The 18,240-nt window shown below is 34.9% G+C and carries 17 protein-coding genes and 1 tRNA gene; 16 read left to right on the top strand and 2 right to left on the bottom strand.

Translation table 11 applies throughout. The features are described 5' to 3' along the window. The first annotated feature begins 20 nt into the window (after window positions 1-20). The 14 genes from ACONDI_RS06030 to ACONDI_RS05965 all read left to right on the top strand — a co-directional run bounded on the left by ACONDI_RS06030 (window position 21) and on the right by ACONDI_RS05965 (window position 15,396). Entirely contained in the window at window positions 21-1,919 is a 1,899-nt protein-coding gene (locus ACONDI_RS06030) for an aldehyde ferredoxin oxidoreductase family protein (RefSeq protein WP_241080567.1), read from the top strand. A 2-nt stretch (window positions 1,920-1,921) separates the two neighbouring features. After that, window positions 1,922-3,076, top strand: a complete 1,155-nt coding sequence (locus ACONDI_RS06025) for an iron-containing alcohol dehydrogenase (protein ID WP_241080566.1) — start codon at window positions 1,922-1,924, stop codon at window positions 3,074-3,076. 109 nt (window positions 3,077-3,185) lie between these two features. Next, entirely contained in the window at window positions 3,186-3,956 is a 771-nt protein-coding gene (locus tag ACONDI_RS06020) for an SDR family NAD(P)-dependent oxidoreductase (RefSeq protein ID WP_241080565.1), read from the top strand. 90 nt (window positions 3,957-4,046) lie between these two features. Next, on the top strand, window positions 4,047-5,366 hold the full coding sequence (locus ACONDI_RS06015) for a short-chain fatty acid transporter (RefSeq protein ID WP_241080564.1): 1,320 nt from the start codon (window positions 4,047-4,049) through the stop codon (window positions 5,364-5,366). A gap of 154 nt (window positions 5,367-5,520) precedes the next feature. Beyond that, window positions 5,521-6,423: a LacI family DNA-binding transcriptional regulator gene (locus tag ACONDI_RS06010; protein WP_241080563.1), complete on the top strand. Its 903-nt coding sequence runs from the start codon at window positions 5,521-5,523 to the stop codon at window positions 6,421-6,423. Between the two features lie 208 nt (window positions 6,424-6,631). After that, on the top strand, window positions 6,632-7,654 hold the full coding sequence (locus ACONDI_RS06005) for a CoA transferase subunit A (protein WP_241080562.1): 1,023 nt from the start codon (window positions 6,632-6,634) through the stop codon (window positions 7,652-7,654). Between the two features lie 50 nt (window positions 7,655-7,704). Next, the gene (locus tag ACONDI_RS06000; RefSeq protein WP_241080561.1) at window positions 7,705-8,484 is read left to right on the top strand and encodes a CoA-transferase subunit beta; all 780 of its coding nucleotides are present in this window, start codon (window positions 7,705-7,707) and stop codon (window positions 8,482-8,484) included. 15 nt (window positions 8,485-8,499) lie between these two features. After that, entirely contained in the window at window positions 8,500-9,909 is a 1,410-nt protein-coding gene (locus tag ACONDI_RS05995) for an amidase (protein WP_241080560.1), read from the top strand. Between the two features lie 10 nt (window positions 9,910-9,919). Beyond that, window positions 9,920-11,293: a tyrosine phenol-lyase gene (locus tag ACONDI_RS05990; protein ID WP_241080559.1), complete on the top strand. Its 1,374-nt coding sequence runs from the start codon at window positions 9,920-9,922 to the stop codon at window positions 11,291-11,293. Window positions 11,294-11,433: 140 nt separating this feature from the next. Then, the gene (locus ACONDI_RS05985; protein ID WP_241080558.1) at window positions 11,434-11,748 is read left to right on the top strand and encodes a YhdT family protein; all 315 of its coding nucleotides are present in this window, start codon (window positions 11,434-11,436) and stop codon (window positions 11,746-11,748) included. Beyond that, window positions 11,741-13,219, top strand: coding sequence for a sodium/pantothenate symporter (panF, locus tag ACONDI_RS05980; protein WP_241080557.1), 1,479 nt, complete (start codon window positions 11,741-11,743; stop codon window positions 13,217-13,219). The genes ACONDI_RS05985 and panF overlap by 8 nt, the downstream gene beginning before the upstream one ends. Before the next feature lie 2 nt (window positions 13,220-13,221). Further along, on the top strand, window positions 13,222-13,977 hold the full coding sequence (locus tag ACONDI_RS05975; protein ID WP_241080556.1) for an exodeoxyribonuclease III: 756 nt from the start codon (window positions 13,222-13,224) through the stop codon (window positions 13,975-13,977). A gap of 66 nt (window positions 13,978-14,043) precedes the next feature. Beyond that, window positions 14,044-14,214 carry a 4Fe-4S binding protein gene (locus tag ACONDI_RS05970; protein ID WP_241080555.1) on the top strand — a complete coding sequence of 57 codons (171 nt, stop codon included), beginning with the start codon at window positions 14,044-14,046 and terminating at the stop codon, window positions 14,212-14,214. Between the two features lie 171 nt (window positions 14,215-14,385). After that, window positions 14,386-15,396: a copper amine oxidase N-terminal domain-containing protein gene (locus tag ACONDI_RS05965; protein WP_241080554.1), complete on the top strand. Its 1,011-nt coding sequence runs from the start codon at window positions 14,386-14,388 to the stop codon at window positions 15,394-15,396. Between the two features lie 91 nt (window positions 15,397-15,487). Here ACONDI_RS05965 and ACONDI_RS05960 read toward each other — a convergent pair whose 3' ends face one another. Both ACONDI_RS05960 and ACONDI_RS05955 read right to left on the bottom strand, forming a co-directional pair. Continuing rightward, entirely contained in the window at window positions 15,488-15,760 is a 273-nt protein-coding gene (locus tag ACONDI_RS05960) for a hypothetical protein (protein ID WP_241080553.1), read from the bottom strand. 211 nt (window positions 15,761-15,971) lie between these two features. Next, window positions 15,972-16,460 carry a hypothetical protein gene (locus ACONDI_RS05955; protein ID WP_241080552.1) on the bottom strand — a complete coding sequence of 163 codons (489 nt, stop codon included), beginning with the start codon at window positions 16,458-16,460 and terminating at the stop codon, window positions 15,972-15,974. A 216-nt stretch (window positions 16,461-16,676) separates the two neighbouring features. Here ACONDI_RS05955 and ACONDI_RS05950 point away from each other — a divergent pair. Together ACONDI_RS05950 and ACONDI_RS05945 are read left to right on the top strand one after the other, a co-directional pair. Further along, window positions 16,677-16,753 (top strand) — tRNA-Pro (locus tag ACONDI_RS05950). 196 nt (window positions 16,754-16,949) lie between these two features. Continuing rightward, entirely contained in the window at window positions 16,950-18,233 is a 1,284-nt protein-coding gene (locus tag ACONDI_RS05945; RefSeq protein ID WP_241080551.1) for a PocR ligand-binding domain-containing protein, read from the top strand. Window positions 18,234-18,240: the final 7 nt, after the last annotated feature.

The following is an 18,240-nucleotide window of genomic DNA, read 5'->3' as shown; positions in this document are numbered from 1 at the left end:
TTAACAGGAGGTGTTATCAAATGAGCTACGGATTTATGGGAAATGTATTGTTTGTAGATTTAGAAACAAAAACCTATGAAATAGAAAGTTACGGCGAGAACTTTTACAGAAAATACATGGGGGGCCTTGGCCTCGGAGCATATTTTCTGTTGAAGCACGTCAAGCCAGGAATTGACCCACTAGGTCCAGATAATGTATTGGTTTTTGCACCTGGGCTATTAACAGGATCAAAAGCCCCTGCAGTACCAAGATATACTGTCTGCGCTAAATCTCCTCTTACCGGTGCTTTTGGCAAGTCAGAAGCAGGAGGGTTCTTCGGACCAGAGCTAAAAAAAGCCGGGTTTGACGCGTTAATCGTTAAAGGTAAAGCCAAGAACCCAGTATATATAAATATTGATAACAATCAAATAGAAATTAAGGATGCTTCTAAACTTTGGGGCAAAGATACTCTAGAAACTGAAAAAGTAATAAAAAATAATGAAGAAGAGAAAGTAAAGATAGCTAGTATTGGCCCGGGGGCAGAAAATCAAGTATTATTCTCTAACATCGCAAACGAACTTGCTCACTTTAATGGTAGAAATGGCATGGGCGCAGTAATGGGGTCAAAAAATCTAAAAGCCGTTGTTGTAAAAGGTGACAATGAAGTTGGATGCTATGATTATGACACCCCAAAAGAAATCACCAGATGGGTAGCAAAAAATATGAAAGACCATCCCTTAGCTTATGGGTTATACAAAAATGGAACTGCCGGAGGAATCACTGCAGTTAACGCAGGTGGCACACTACCAACAAATAACTGGCAGGATAGCGTATTTGAAAACGCTGAAAAAATTGGCGCTGAGAGTTTAGAAAACATTCTTATCAAAAGAAAAGGTTGTTATTCGTGTCCAATTAGATGTAAAAGAGTTGTAGAGCTAGATAGAGAAGATTATGACTACAAAATAGATCCAGCCCTTGGAGGGCCTGAATATGAAACTCTTGTATGTCTTGGTTCTAATCTTGGCATAGATGACATCGAACTAATATCAAAAGCAAATGAACTTTGCAATAGATACACTCTTGATACCATGAGCCTTGGAATGACTATTTCCTTTGCTATGGAATGTTATGAAAAAGGACTAATAACAAAAGAAGATACTGATGGATATGAGCTAACTTTTGGCAACAAAGAAATTCTGTTTGATCTAATCGAAAAAACAGCTAACAAAGAAGGCTTTGGCAAAAAATTAGCCCTTGGCTCTAAAAAGCTAGCAGAAGATATTGGAAATAATGCAGAAGACTTTCTCCTTGAAGTTAAAGGTCAAGAACTACCTGCCCATGACCCAAGAGCAAAAGCTGGACTTGGACTACAATACGTTATATCTTCTCACGGTGCAGATCACTGGGTAGCACAACATGATCCATTTTACCAGGAAAAAGATTCTTTAGGTCTAAATTCAGTTAAACCAATCGGCATTAACGAGCCTGTTCCTGCAGATGAGCTATCTGAAAGAAAAGCCAAAATTGTCTATTACACCCACATGTTAACCATGATGTATGATTGTCTTGGTATTTGTGTATTTGGCTACATTTCAAGAAGTATCGTCTCACTACCGCAATTGTACAAAGTATTTAGTGCTGTAACCGGCTGGGATAGCAGTTACTTTGAACTTATGAAAGCAGGAGAAAGAGCCTCAGTAATGATGAAAGTATTCAACCAAAGAGAAGGCTTTACCAAAAAAGATGACAAGCTGCCAAAGAGACTATTTGAAACTATATCCTCTGGCCCACTAAAAGACAAAAACAAAGTAGAAGAGAATGAATTTGAAAAAGCTCTAACTAGTTATTACAAAATGGCAGGGTTAGATGATGACGGCGCACCAACAAAAGCTAAGTTAAATGAACTATCACTTGAACAATTTGATGAAGGGGGGCAATAACTATGAGTGTCACACCATTTATGTTACCGGAAGTAAATTATTTTGGCAAAGGAGCATTAGAAAATCTAAAAGATGAAGTTAAAGATAGAAACGCAAAAAGTATTTTTCTAGTCTCTGATAAAGGTCTAGATAATGCAGGACTCGTTGGGGAATTGACCCAGATATTAAAACCAATGAACGTTGAAATTGTAAAATATTTAGATGTAGAACAGGAACCAAGTGTAGAAAATGTTGACAAAGCAGCCATTGAATTTAATAAAGCAAAATCTGATATGATCGTCGCATTAGGTGGTGGTAGTGTTTTAGATGTGGCAAAAGGTATCTCCGTATTAGCTTCAAACGGTGGAAGCATTCTAGACTATGCAGGGGTTGATTTAATACCTAAAGCAGGTATCCCAAAAGTTTTGATCCCTACAACTTCAGGAACAGGGGCAGAAGTCACAAAAAATGCCATATTTACTGATAAGAAGCAAAAATTAAAGAAGGGCATAGTTAGTAAGTATCTCTTGCCAGAGGTAGCTATAGTTGATTCAGATCTGACTCTGTCTGTACCACCTGCTATGACAGCTGCAACAGGGATGGATGCCCTAACACATGCTATAGAATCTTATACAGCTCCAAAAGCAACCATTCATACTGATCTATATGCTTTAAAAGCTATCGAATTGATCAGCAAAAACTTAAGATCAGCAGTCTCAAATGGCAAAAATCAATATGCTAGAGAACAGATGGCACTAGGTAGTGTTTTTGCCGGTATATCGCTGGCTAATGCAGGAGTTGGAGGTGTACATGCTCTTGCCTATCCACTAGGAGGACAATTTGATGTTAGTCATGGTATAGCTAACGCACTGCTCTTACCCTATGTTTTAGAGTTTAATATTGCAGCCGACTTAGAGAAGTTTTCAAAAATAGCATCTGCCATGGGAGAAGCTACAGAAGGCAAATCATTAAAAGAACAGGCAGAGCTATCAGTTAAAGCTGTCAAAGATTTGTCTAAAGATGTTAAAATACCACAAAACCTTGCCGATGTTGGTGTTAATAAAGATAACATTAAAGATCTTGCTAGTGCAACCATGGGTGTTACAAGACTATTAGATAACAATCCAAGAAGGATAACAGAAGAAGATGCTTATAACATTTTAAGTAACGCTCTTTAGCCAGTTTTTACCTGCATACTAATCCATCCACACTCCAATAATTATATTTTATAGTATGCAGGTAAAAAAATAGATTTAGAAAGACTTTATATGCAAAGGGGGTGAAAATATGAAAAGCAGTGAAGTTAATGTTAATCTTAAAGGTAAAAATGCTATAGTTACAGGTGCCACCAAAGGTATTGGACGAGCAATAGTACTTTCGTTAATAAAGTCCGGAGCCAAAGTTATTGCTGTCAGTAGGACCGAAAAAGATTTACAAGAATTACAAGAAGTAATCAGTGATATGGGCGGTGAATGTATCACTGAGGCTTGCGACATTAGCAAAGTAAGCGAGATAAAAGATCTTTTTACAAGGTTAAGAAGTTCTGTGAACAAAATTGATATCCTAATAAACTCTGCAGGTCTTAACATCCAAAATCACGTTTTTGATGTCACAGAAGAGGACTGGGATACAATGATGAACACTAACCTAAAAGGCGCATTTTTCATGTCCAGGGAAGCTGCCAAAATCATGAAAGAACATGAAGAAGGTAAAATAATTAACATTACTTCTCAGATGGCTTTTGTTGGTTATTACAAGCGCGTAGGCTATTGCGCTAGCAAAGGTGGTCTTACCCAGGCAACTAAAGCAATGGCAGTTGAGTTAGCCCCATACAACATTAAGGTTAATTGTGTAGCACCAACTTTTATAAAGACTCCTCTTACTGAACCAATGTTTGAAGATAAGGATTTCTTAGAAGAAGTTAAAAACAGGATTCCACTAGGAAAAGTAGGAGAACCTCAAGATGTAACTGGTGCAGTACTATTTCTTGCTTCAGATTCAGCCAATCTAGTAACCGGGAGTTCAGTAGTCGTAGATGGCGGTTGGATTGCCTGGTAATAATTTTTGAAAAAATTTATCAAAAATTAATAAAAATACAGAATATTAACTTTAAATTAAATTTTACTAAATTTTAAGGAGGGAGATCAATTGTTACAAGCAACCAGTAGGTTTTTTGTTAACTTAATGCAAAAATATTTACCTGCTCCATTCCTATTTGCTATTATATTGACTTTTGTTGTGTTTTTAATGGGATGGAGTATGACAGATGCCGGCTTTATTGACATGACAAGGTACTGGGGAGAAGGATTTTGGGACCTATTAGAATTTGCTATGCAGATGTCTCTGATCCTTGTTACCGGTCACATCCTTGCAAACAGTAGGCCAATCAAAAGTATTTTAAGAGCAGGGGCTTCTGTACCAAAGAATATGCCCCAGGCAATTGTAATGGTTACAATTGTAGGTGCAATAGCTTCCTGGATACAGTGGGGCTTTGGACTAGTTGTTCTTGCGCTATTTTCAAAAGAAGTGGCAAGAGTTGTTAAAGGGGTAGATTACAGGCTTCTAATAGCAAGTGCTTATTCTGGTTATTTAGTATGGCACGCAGGGCTTGCAGGTTCAGTAACTCTTGCAATTGCAGGAGAGGGACACGATTTTGCTGATATTATGGGAGTAATCCCTACTTCACAAACAATTTTTAATCCTGCCAACCTTCTCACTGTACTTGCACTAATAATTTTGCTACCAATATTAAACCGGGCAATGATACCAAAAGAAGAAGATATTATTGAAGTTGATCCTGCAGTGTTGGAAGACGAAGTAGATGACACCGAAAATGCAAAGCTTGAAACAGTATCTGATTATATCAACAACAGCAGAGCTATCTCAATGATAATCGGTGGCCTTGGAATGATTTATGTAGTATATTACTTTGCTAATCAGGGCTTTGATCTAAATCTTAATATAGTTAACTTTATATTCTTGTTCCTTGGAATATTACTTCATGGTACTCCACAAAGATTTTTGAATGCACTACCAAATGCTTCTGTAGCAGCAGGGCCAATTATCGTACAGTTCCCATTCTATGCAGGTATAATGGGCATGATGACAGCTTCTGGTCTAGCGGCTATTATGTCAGAATCTATTATTGGGTTTGCTAATGAAACAACATTCCCAATCTTTACTTTCTTAAGTGCAGGTATCCTAAACTTCTTCGTTCCATCAGGTGGAGGACAGTGGGCTGTACAGGCTCCTATAGTTATGCCAGCAGCAGAAGCCTTAAATGTCGACTATGCACAAGCTGCTATGGCTGTAGCATGGGGTGATGCTTGGACAAACATGATTCAGCCTTTCTGGGCACTACCAGCACTTGCAATTGCCGGGCTTGGCGCCAAAGATATTATGGGTTATTGCATAATGGCTCTGATTCTTTCTGGTATTGTAATTCCAATTGGCTTAATGTTCATGTAACTAAAAAACAAAAAACTTAAGTTTGTCCCCGTTACCTATACGGGGACAAACTTAATTATGTTAGAATAATATATAGAGTAATATATAGTACATTTAGTACAACATTATAAAGCAGTTTTATAATCAAATAATATTTTTACCGGATGTGATAATAATGAATATTACTATAAAAGATGTCGCCAAAAAAGCAGGTGTTTCTCCAGCAACTGTTTCCAGGGTATTAAACAATTATAATTACGTTAATGAAGATACTAAAGAAAAAGTAGTTAAAGCAATGACAGAATTAGGATATAAGCCAAATGAAATGGCAAGAAATTTTGCTTTACAAAAAACAAATACCATCGGACTAATAGTTTCAGATATAACAAACCCATTTTACAGTGAACTTGCAAAAAATATTACTGATAGAGCAAAGTTATTTAATTACAATGTAGTGCTGTGTAATACAGACAATAAAAAAGAAAATCAAGACTTCTATATCGATTTTTTAAGACAAAAGGGAGTAGATGGGATTATATTTTCTTCTGTAAACCTTAACGATAAAAAAGCAGAAGAGCTAGTAAGATCAGACTACCCTTGTGTATTTTGTAACAGACGCTTAAAATTAAAAAAAGCTGCTTTTATTGCCTCAAAAAATAAAGAAGGAGCCAAGTTAGCTGTTAACCATTTAATTGAAAAAGGGCATAAGAGAATAGCTTATATTTCTGGGCCTAATAATCTTTCTACAGCCTCAGAAAGGTTAGAAGGTTTTTATGAAGCTATGAAAGAAAAAGGGCTCCAAATTGAAAAAAAATATATTAAACAGGGACCTTTTAGCAAAGAGATTTCGTACAAGCTTACCAATGAACTTCTATCTACTTCACCTGTTCCAACTGCAATATTTGCAAGCAATGATCTAATAGCTCTTGCCTCAATGGAAATAATAAAAGAAAAAGGCTATCGTATCCCTGAAGACATAGCTCTAATTGGGTATGATAATATAGATATTAGCGGGCACAGAAATATACTTTTAACTACTATAGCTCAAAAAAAGAAGAAATGGGCATCCTTGCTGTAGACACACTAATGAATAACATAAGTAATGAAAGAAATAAACCTCAGCATACTTATCTTGAACCAGAATTGATTATTAGAAACACCACTTAATTTTGCCTTGCTTTTTGTTGTATTATACAATTTAATTGTACAAACTTCTATAATTGTATAAAATTTAATTAGCAAGGTATACTTTAAAAATATAAATAATAATAAGGAAGGTGAGGCTAATGAGTAATGAGGAATTGGTCAATTTAGAAAAAGGAATCGGCGAATTATTTGTTGAACCCGACGCAGATGGAGCCAGAGAATATTTTAAGAAAAAGCCTAGAAAAAAAGTTCCAAAGGTCACTACAGTTAAAAAAGCAGTAGAAGAATTTATTGAAGATGGTACTTATTTAGGTGTTGGTGGGTTTGGTACAAATAGAATTCCAACTGCAGTCTACCATGAAATAGTACGGCAAAAAAAGAAAAATATTGGTCTATCAGGTCATACTGCAACTCATGACGGGCAAATATTAATGGCTGGGAAAGTTGTTGACCGTTGTGATGCAGCATATGTTGTTGGTCTTGAAGCCAGAGGCTTATCAAAAAGTGCTAGGGATGCTTTTGAAAAATACGGAATCAAAGTCACAGAATGGAGTAATGCGGCTCTTGCCTGGCGCTACAAAGCTGCTGCTATGGGACTGCCTTTTTTACCTACTAGAGTCCTTCTTGGTACTGATACCTTTAAATACAGTGGAGCCAAAGTTATGAACTGTCCTTTCACTGGTCAAAAGTTAGCTGCACTTCCTGCATTAAATGTTGATGTTGCCGTTATCCATGTCCACAAAGCTGATATATACGGAAATTGCCAAATTGAAGGAATCGAAGTAAGTGACACTGATTTAGTAAAATGTGCAAAAAGAGTTATTGTTACTACTGAAGAGTTAGTTCCACATTCCCAGATGAGAAATGAAACTGACAAAGTAAAAATACCTTATTTCCTTGTTGATGCAGTAGCAGAAGTTCCATTTGGTTGCTATCCCGGTAATATGGCATATAGATATTTTAGCGATGAGGAACATCTAAAGCTCTGGTTAGAAAAAGAAAGCAAAGGTGAAATTGAATCTTTTATTGAAGAATATATTCATAACACAAAGGACTTCGAAGAGTATCTAGAACTTTGCGGTGGTATTAAAAGAATCAAAGAGCTAAGAAGACAAGAAAATCTAATTGAAGACCTTGAAGAACTGGAAGGTTTAGATCAATAAATTAGATTGATAATTATGATGATATTTCATGCTTATGAGGAGGGATTACAATGTCTGGAAATGAATATAATAAAATGGAGCTTATGATAACCCTTGCTTCAAGAAACTTGGAGGATAATAGTACTGTAGTTGTTGGCACTGGAGCTCCTTGTGCGGCTGCAATGCTTAGTCAAAAGACAGTTGCCCCTAATTTGGTGATTATGTTTGAAGCAGGGGGAATGGGACCACAGCTTCCCACAATGCCTATTAGTGTAGGTGATTCTAGAACATTTTATAAAGGTATACAGGCTACCAGTATGGCTGAAATAATGGAGTATTGTCAAATGGGTATGGTTGATTATACATTTTTGGGTGGTGCCCAAATAGACAAACATGGAAATCTCAACTCAACTATAATTGGAGATAATTATGAAAAACCCAAAGTAAGGCTACCAGGGAGTGGAGGAGCCAACGACCTAGCTTCGCTTGCTTGGAACACAATGGTTATGACACCCCATGACAGCAAAAGATTTGTTGAAAAAGTAGATTTCCTTACTACCCCAGGATATCTATCAGGCAAAGGAAAAAGGGAAGAAGCTGGTCTGCCTCCCGGTTCAGGACCTTACAAAGTTATAACTGATTTGTGCGTTATGGGATATGATGAAGATGAAAAGCGAATGCAGGTTGAAAGTATTCATCCGGGAATTGATAGGAAGCAAATAGAAGAAAATACAGGATTTGAATTGCTATGGAGCGATGATTTGGTTGACAGTAAACCGCCAACGAAAGAAGAGTTAGAGCTTTTACGTAATAAAGTAGATCCATATGGATATATTATAGGTAGAGCATAAGGTGTGTGAAATTAGATGAAAGAAATAATATGGAAAACCGGAATTGAGATAAGTCAATCAATTAAGGATAAAGAGGTTTCTCCCGTTGAAGTAATAAAATTTCATCTTGATAGGCTTAACGAAATAAATCCTAAACTAAATGCAGTAATTCATACAACAGAAAAAAGAGCATTAGAAGAAGCAAAATTAGCTGAAAAAAAATTAATAGATGATTCTGATGACAATAAAAGTTATTTAGGACCTTTTTTTGGAGTACCTCTGGTAATAAAGGATAATATAAATACAAAAGATATTAAGACTACCTTTGGTTCTAAACTTTATGAAAATTATATCCCAAAAGAAGATGCAATTATGGTAGAAAGGTTAAAAAAAGCAGGTGCGATTATTATTGGAAAAACTAACTTGCCAGAATTTGCACTTCTTGCGATTACTGATAATAGCTTGTTTGGCGATACAAAAAACCCCTGGGATTATGACAAAACACCTGGCGGATCTAGCGGTGGCTCTGCTGCCGCAGTAGCAGCAGGCATCTCACCACTATCGCTAGGCAATGATGTGGGGGGATCTATTAGGCTTCCGGCCGCTTTTTGTGGAGTATTCGGTATCAAACCAACTAGTGGACGTATACCCTGCTATCCAAGGTTATCTGGATGGGAAGGATTATACCATGAAGGCCCAATCACAAGAAGTGTTGCTGACGCAGCCATGATGCTTGATATCATGGCTGGTCCGGATATTAGAGATAGATTGGCACTGCCCGATACTTATGACAAATTTTATGATTCTTTAGCTAAAAAGACTAACAATTTAAGAATAGCTTATTGTAGTAACCTTGGATATAATAAAATAGATTCAGAGATAAAAAATATTACTAGAGAAAGTGCAAAAACTTTTGAAAAAGAAGGATTTACAGTTGATGAGATTGAGTTAAATTTACCAGACATGGTAAAACATTTACAAAACATTACAATCTCTGATTTCCTTGCTGCTATGGAAGATAATTTAGATGAATGGAAAGAAAAAATGGACCCTAAATATTCAGGTTTTTTTGAAGTGGGAGAGAAAATTTCAGGTAAAGATATAAGTAAGATTATGAAGGCAAAAGATGAACTGTGGGAAAAGATTTGGCCTATTTTTGAAAAGTATGATTTACTATTAACACCAACAACTGCAGTACCTCCATTTGATTTTAAAGATGGAGGACCGATAGGACCCTCAAAAATAAACGGCGAAAAAGTAAGCAGAATGTCTTGGATGGGGTATACGTATCCATTTAATTTTACCGGTCAACCAGCAGCATCAATTAACTGTGGCTTTACAAAGGATAACTTACCAGTTGGACTACAAATAATAGGAAAGCATTATGATGAAATAACTGTTCTAAAAGCATCACAAGTTCTCGAAACAGTCATACATAGGAGGTAAGAAGCGCTTAATGACTAAATATCCACCCGAACCATACAGAATAAAAATGGTTGAACCAATAAGGATGACAACAAGAGAAGACCGCGAAAGAGCTATTAAAAAAGCAGGTTATAATACATTCCTGCTAGATTCAGAAGATGTATATATAGATCTTCTGACCGATAGTGGCACATCAGCTATGAGTGATAACCAATGGTCTGGCTTAATGCAAGGAGACGAAGCATACGCCGGAAGCAAAAACTGGCATAATTTAAGGGACACAGTACAAAAAGTTTTTGGTTATAAATATGTGGTACCAACCCACCAGGGACGCGGCGCAGAAAACATCCTATCCAAAATCATGATAAAAGAAGGCGACTATATTCCCGGCAATATGTATTTTACAACAACCAGGGCACACCAAGAATTAGCTGGTGGTAACTTCAGGGATGTTATTATTAATGAAGCACATGACCCAAACTCTAATCACCCTTTTAAAGGAAACGTAGATTTAGAAAAATACCAGAACCTTATAAATGAAGTTGGACCAGAAAAAATACCTTACATAGCTGTTGGAGTTACAGTAAATATGGCAGGTGGCCAGCCTGTTAGTATGGAAAATCTAAAGCAGGTTAGAGATATTTCAAAAAAACATGGAATAAAGGTTATCTTCGATGCAACAAGATGTGTTGAAAATTCTTATTTTATTAAAGAAAGAGAAAAAGGTTACGAAGATAAAAGTATCTCTGAAATCCTAAAAGAAATGATGAGCCTTGGCGATGGTGCTACTATGAGTGGCAAAAAAGACCCTTTAGTTAACATTGGAGGTTTTTTGGCCCTAAATGACAAAAGCTTGTACCAAAAAGCAACTCAATTAGTTGTAGTATACGAAGGAATGCCCAGTTATGGCGGTATGTCAGGCAGAGATATGGAAGCTATGGCAAGAGGTATATATGAATCCTTAGATTATCATTACATCGAACACAGAGTTAACCAGCTTCAATATTTAGGTGATAAGTTAGATGAAGCAGGTATACCAATTGTAAAACCTGTCGGAGGTCATGCAGTATACTTAGATGCCAGTAAATTTTTAAGCCATATACCAAGAGAAGAGTTTCCTGCTCAGACATTAGCCGCTAATATTTATTTAGATTCAGGAGTCAGGTGTATGGAAAGAGGAGCAGTTTCGGCAGGAAGAGATAAAGATGGAAACAATATTTATCCTAACCTTGAAACTGTCCGCTTAACAGTTCCAAGAAGAGTCTATACTTACGCCCACCTTGATGTAGTAGCTGATTCAGTTATTAAATTATATGAAAAAAGAGATCAATTAGTTGGGCTTAGATTTACGTATGAGGCACCCGTTCTTAGATTTTTCACTGCAAGGTTTGAGCCTGTTAAATAAGCCCTCAATTGGGCTTTTTTTTTATAATTTTATGGACAACCTATATATTATGCATTTATACTTAAGTTATTGAGAATAAAACATTGTTGTATATAAAGTATCATCAATATATTATATCTAATAATGAGGAGGGGCGCTATTTGAAAGAAGACCCAAGATACAAACAGTGCAACAAAGAAGCTTTAATTTGTGTAAGCTTAGGTTTAGCGAATCTGATCTGGTGGTTTTCATGGGGATATGGCCTTGGATCTAAAGATCCTTCAGAGTATACTTTTGTAATGGGATTTCCTTTATGGTTTTTTATGAGTTGTATTGTAGGAGCATTACTTTTTACTGTATTAACAGTAGTTTTAGTTAATAAATATTTTGTAGATTTTTCCCTCGAAGAAACAGTACCAGAAGAATTTGTCGTAGAAGACAACAGTAGTGACGAAGAGAGTGATGACGTTGGCTGAAGAAGTTAGATTTGATGCATTAATACCTCTAATTATTTATTTTATAATCATTTATATAATTGGCTTTATAAGCATGCGATATGTTTACAGAGCTACCAAGCGCGAGGGCAAAGGTTTTTTGAAAGAATATTTGATGAGCGATCGAAATTTAAATGGTTTTGTGCTGGCTATGACTCTTGTAGCAACATATTTAAGTGCTGGAAGCTTCATCGGAGGACCAGGTACAGCTTATACATATGGTCTAGCATGGGTTTTTCTCGCAATGGCTCAAATGCCTACAGGTTATTTTACCCTTGGAGTTCTGGGGAAGAAGTTTGCAATAATAGCAAGAAAAATTAACGCAGTGACAATAACAGACTTTTTAAAAGAACGTTATGAAAGCAAATTACTTGTAGTCATTGTCTCTTTATCTGTTGTATTTTTTTTGCTGGCTGCAATGACGGCACAAGTAATAGGAGCTGTAAGGCTCTTAGAAGGTGCTCTTGGCATATCCTATGAAGTTGGCCTGATCTTTTTTGCCTTCACAATACTCATATACACTATTATTGGCGGTTTTAGGGCGGTGGCACTAACAGATACACTGCAGGGGATTGTTATGACAGTTGGTGTATCAGCTGTTATATTTGCTGCAATTAGTGCAGGAGGAGGGATAAATAACATAATTCAGGACATGTACAAGCTAGACCCTGGAATGATATCACCTTATGGTACTGATCCAGAATTTTTGACAATAGCTTACGTTACTTCTTTTTGGGTATTAGTTGGTTTCGGTGTAGTAGGTCTTCCCAGGGTAGCAACAAGAGCAATGAGTTACAAAGATAGCAAAAGTTTAAAAGATGCTATTATTTATGGAACAATTATAACAATGATTTTATTACTTGGGATGCATTTACTTGGAGCCTTTGGAGCAGTCTTATTACCTGGAATTGAATCAGGGGACTTAGTAGTCCCAAAGCTAACAACTCATCTTTTCCCAAATTGGATCGCAGGTCTAATCTTAGCGGGACCTCTTGCTGCAGTAATGTCGTCTATCGATTCCCAGCTGCTTGTAGGGCTTGGTGCAATTGTAAATGACGTCTATGCAAATATAATAAATCCAAAACTTCAAAGGACATCTTTAATTACATTTTTAAGTGCTATAATTATGGGGGCTGTTGTATTTATTATGGCTTTTGACCCACCTGATCTAATGGTTTGGTTAAACCTTTATGCAGCTGGAGGCTTAAAAGCAACTTTTCTCTGGCCAATTGTTTTAGGCATATACTGGAAACGTGCTAATACTAAAGGTGCTTACACCTCTATAATATTAGGAGTTCTTTCCTTTATATTATTTGATATCTACTGGCCCACACCCCTTGGTATGCATCCTATTGTATTAACATTAGTCTTGTCTCTTGCAGGATTTGTAATTGTTTCACTATTAACTGAAAAACCACCTGCTAGAGTAATACAAAAATTTTGGGGGGTATGAAAATGAAAATAGTATCATGGAACGTTAATGGTTTAAGAGCCAGTCTAAAAAAAGGCTTTTTAGAGTCTTTTGACAAATTAAACGCTGATATCTTTTGTATTCAAGAAACCAAACTACAAAATGGCCAAATAGATCTTGAATTAAAAGAATACGAACAATACTGGAACTATGCCGAAAAAAAAGGCTATTCAGGAACAGCTGTGTTTACTAAATTTACCCCTCATAAAGTAAGTTATGGGGTTGGAAATAACGAAAATGATGAAGAAGGGAGAGTTATCACACTAGAATATGATGGATTCTATCTTGTCAATGTATATACCCCAAACTCTCAAAGAGGCCTTGTAAGACTAGAACATAGGATGAATTGGGAAGATACTTTTAGAAATTACTTAATAGAATTAGATGAAAGTAAACCAGTAATTCTATGCGGAGATCTAAATGTGGCACATCAGGAGATAGATCTTGCTAACCCCAAATCCAACAAAAAAAATGCTGGTTTCTCTGATGAGGAAAGAGACAAAATGACCAGGTTACTTGAAGCTGGCTTTGTTGATACTTTCAGATATTTATATCCAGAAAAAAAAGATGCCTATACATGGTGGTCTTATATGAGAAAAGCTAGAGAAAGAAATGTTGGTTGGAGAATAGATTATTTTATTGTTTCAGATAAAATCAAAGAGCATATTAAAGATTCAATAATACACTCAAATATAACGGGAAGTGATCATTGTCCAGTGGAGTTAAAAATCTCCTTATAAAAATTTACCCTTGTACTAATTATAATATGATGATAACATTAAAATAAAAAAAGAGAGGTGTATAAAATGGCTTATAAGATTACTGAAGACTGTATTCAGTGCGGTATGTGTGAGGATGAATGTCCAGAGGAAGCTATTAGCGAAGGCGATGACATTTTTGTAATCGACCCAGAAAAGTGTAATGATTGTGGCACTTGTGTTGATGAGTGTCCAGAGGAAGCTATAGTAGAAGCGTAACAAAAATACTTACTCATAATGGGTATTATATTTGATTATTACGAGAGCCTTCAATATTAAACATGGCTCTCTTTTTTTTATAAATTTTTTAATAAAAAACAAAAAAATATGAACAATAAAAGAGGTATCTTACGTCTAAATAGGAGAATAAGCCATGGAGGGGTCATATTTATGAAAAAAGCTCTAGTATTAAGTTTACTATTAGTTGTTATATTATTAGCCGGTACAACAAATGCGATAGCAAGCAGTAATGATATTGACGTTTATATTAATTATGAAAAAGTTTCATTAGAAGAACAAAAGCCATTTATTGATGATAATAACAGGGTACAAATTCCATTAAGATTAATTGGCGAAGAACTAGGGGCTAATTTTGAATGGAATGGTAATAACAATACAATCAAAATCGAAAAAAATGGTACCGAAATTTCATTAGAGATTGGCAACAAATACTATGAAATAAATGGAGAAAAAAGTGATGATTACAAAATGGATACCACACCAGAAATAACTGATACAGGTAGAACAGTAATACCATTACGCTTTGTTTCTGAGGCTCTTGGAGCATATGTCAAATGGAATGACGAAAGCAAAACTGTGTATATAAATGACGATGAAAACTTCAAAGCACCAGACAAAGTTGTAGAAGAATACTGGAAACTACTTTTTGTAGATGGTGAAGTTGATAAAGCTGAAAAACTAATTAAAGAAGGCAGAGAGGAAGAACTTGAGTACATTTATGCAGGCATTGAAGACTTAGAAGATCTACACGAAACAAAAAATAAATACGATCTAGAAATTTTCGAATACAAAAAGTCTAATGATACAGCAATAGTAGATGTGAAAATAACAAAACCAGATTTTCAAAAGGTTCTTGATAGATTGTCTGAAGAAGGTATACCCAAAATTGTCGAAATGTCAAGTGAAGATAAAGATATGACAGTTATGATTGAGAGTGTTAATGAATTACTAACAGAATACATTAAAGAAACAGATACTATAACTCATGAAGGAGAAGTAGAGCTTCGCCTTGTTAATGGAGAGTGGAAAATTTACGATATGATGGGTGATATAAAAGAAAGATTTGAAGAGATAGAACAGGAAATCGTAGACTTAATAAAAGATTTACAAGAAGAAATAGAACAAGACAAACCTTGGTGGCGGAGAATATTCGGTGGCTAATAATTGATTAAAAATCTCTTTTTCCCAATATAATAAATGAAGGCTACTTCTAATAAGAAGTAGCCTTCATTTATTTAATCCTCTATCATTTTTAAAATACTTCTTCTCTACAGTCAGGACATAAATGTTCTTGTGTGGTTTCCACAACATTCTTTGTAAAGGTAACTACACTCCAAGGTTCTCTACAGCATTTGCATACGTGATTAGCTGTAAGTTGACATTTTAATAATATCGCTCCACTTGAGAATAACCCTAACCATCCAATTCCTAAAATTATGATTAATATAGGTGCTGTATATCCTATCATACTAAGTAACAACCCACTAACTACTAATAACAAACTTACAGAAAATATGTTTTTCATTTTAAATACCCCCTAATTTATTTTAAAACTCCTATTAATCTTTTGTTTAAATCAAATTATGTGTTATGCAACAGTTTTTATTATCTTGTATATTGTATTATAACAGATTTTGAGGTTGTGTCAAGGTAAATATAACAAAAAATTTTAAAAGTAACCAAAAAAAATAGCTCTGTATAAAACAGAGCTTAAGATTACTAATTACTAAATATACTTACCCGATATCCTCAATATTTATTTTTCTTTCTTTTTGATTTTCTCTAGATACTATAAACTCTCCGTTATCCAAATACATTGTGCTTTTCGTAAGTTTAAGTCTCTGGGTAGGGTAGTTCGCTACACTTCTTATATATCCTATAAAAAAGATATCTATATTTTTGATTATATTATCTGGAATTGTTTCTTCGTCAAATTCAGTTGTTATTATAATGGTTTTAGTAGGGTGGTCAATTATTTCTTTAAGAGTTTTAGACTCTTCTAAGTTATCTACATCTTCAATTACAACAAGCCCATCTTCATTATTAACATTAAATTCATCTCCAGGTTTAAACCATATAGAAGAGCCCTCAAACTGTTCCATGATTTTCTTGGCTAGTTCAACTTTATCAGATTTTACATTTCCAACTATACAAATATTGTTGTTTTCTTCTAAATCAAACTCAACTTTTTCACCTTTTTTGTCAATTCCTAATTTAATAGTCATATTCCACTCTCCTTTTCAAAATAGATTTAAGTTATGTAATTAAGTTAATTTTAATGAAAACTCTCTGTTATAATATATTTTACACATCAATGAAATTTTACCTGCTAAAAATTAAAGATTTCACATAACATTTTTTATTTCTTTTGCTTAGTATTATAGAAATATTATCGTTTAGCTTGAAATAAATATTTATATAAGTTATAATATAAAACGCGTCGGGGCGTGGCCCAGTTTGGCAGGGCGCTACACTGGGGGTGTAGAGGTCGCAGGTTCAAATCCTGCCGCTCCGACCATTTAACATATGACTTCAACCGTGGATGCAATATACATCCACGGTTTTTTTATACTTTTCTCCCTATTATCACCTTATAATCATAAATTGATAAAAAAAATACTTGATGGTATACTTTGTTTGTGAGATATGTCACTTATATTCAGAAAATTTATAATACAATTGTCGAGTTTTCTAAACTTAACGAGGTGAGTAGTTTGACTCAACAAAGCATTGCTAATAAAGACTTTATTGATCAAAGATACTTTAATGATGTATTAAAAAGCTTTTGTATAGCAACTAGTTTAAATGTAGAAATAGTTGATGAAAAAGGGCAAACTTTCTATTCACCTGAAGATATTGATAGAAAAGAGTTTTGTAAGATGATACGTAGTACCAAAGAAGGAAATGATCTTTGTCAATCGTGTTACGAAAGGGCTCATAGAGAAGCTGTAAAATGGAAAGAACCATATTTTTTTAGATGCCATGCTGGATTAGTTATATGGGCAGTACCTATATACATGCAGGATAATCCGATTGGAAGCATAATATGTGGACAGGTATTACTTTGGAAACCTGATGATTTTTTTTGGTATGAACTAAACTCTTTAAAACCTATTATAGAAGAATTTGATAAATTAAAAGAACTTGCCTTAAATATTGAAGTATTATCCTCAGATAATTCCCAAGCTGCTGCTGACATGCTTTTCATAATGGTCAATCACCTAACTAAAAGAAGTATACATTTCTTAGAAGAAGAAAAATCGATTAAAATGGAGCAAGAAATTATTAGACAAAAATTAGAAGAAAAAAAGAAACAACGCAAAAAATATCAAGTGCCGGATATATACGAAAGTTACTTCAAAAAAGAAAAAAAACTATTACGTTATGTCCGATTAGGTGATAAGACCAATACTACAAAAATCCTTGAGGACCTCCTAAGCGACCTATACATTAAAACCGGAGGCAAGAAGCATATAATACGTGCAAGAGTATTAGAATTGACTTCTCTTGTTTCGCGGGCAGCAGTAGACGGAGGTTCTGATGCGGAAACAACCATGAAACTACTTGAAAAATTTAATAATGAGATAAGAAATTTAGAAGTTGAAGAATTAATTTATAAAGTTTGGGCAATAGTCGAAAAGTTTCTTGAAAATATATTTGCGTTAGCGGATAAGAAGTATTTAAATCTTGTTAAGGAAGCTAGAAATTATATTATGGAAAATTATGATAAGCAAATAAAAATTGAAGATGTTAGTAATTATTTATGCATTAGTGAATCACATTTAAGCAGGCTTTTTCGACAAGAAATGAATTGCACTGTTAATGAATATATAACCCGAGTAAGAGTTGAGAAATCTGTAGAACTACTAAAAAAGCCCGAAATGAGTGTAGGAGAAGTAGCTAGGTCTGTTGGGATTAAAAACCAAAGCTATTTTTCAAAAATATTTAAACAATATATTGGTGTTACTCCTATAGTTTATAAAAACAGTTTATTCTAATAAGTTT

Source organism: Natranaerofaba carboxydovora, assembly GCF_022539405.1.
GTDB lineage: Bacteria > Bacillota > Natranaerobiia > Natranaerobiales > Natranaerofabaceae > Natranaerofaba > Natranaerofaba carboxydovora.
The sequence above is the reverse complement of the archived record's forward strand: the minus strand, read 5'-3'. Positions and strand labels throughout refer to the sequence as shown.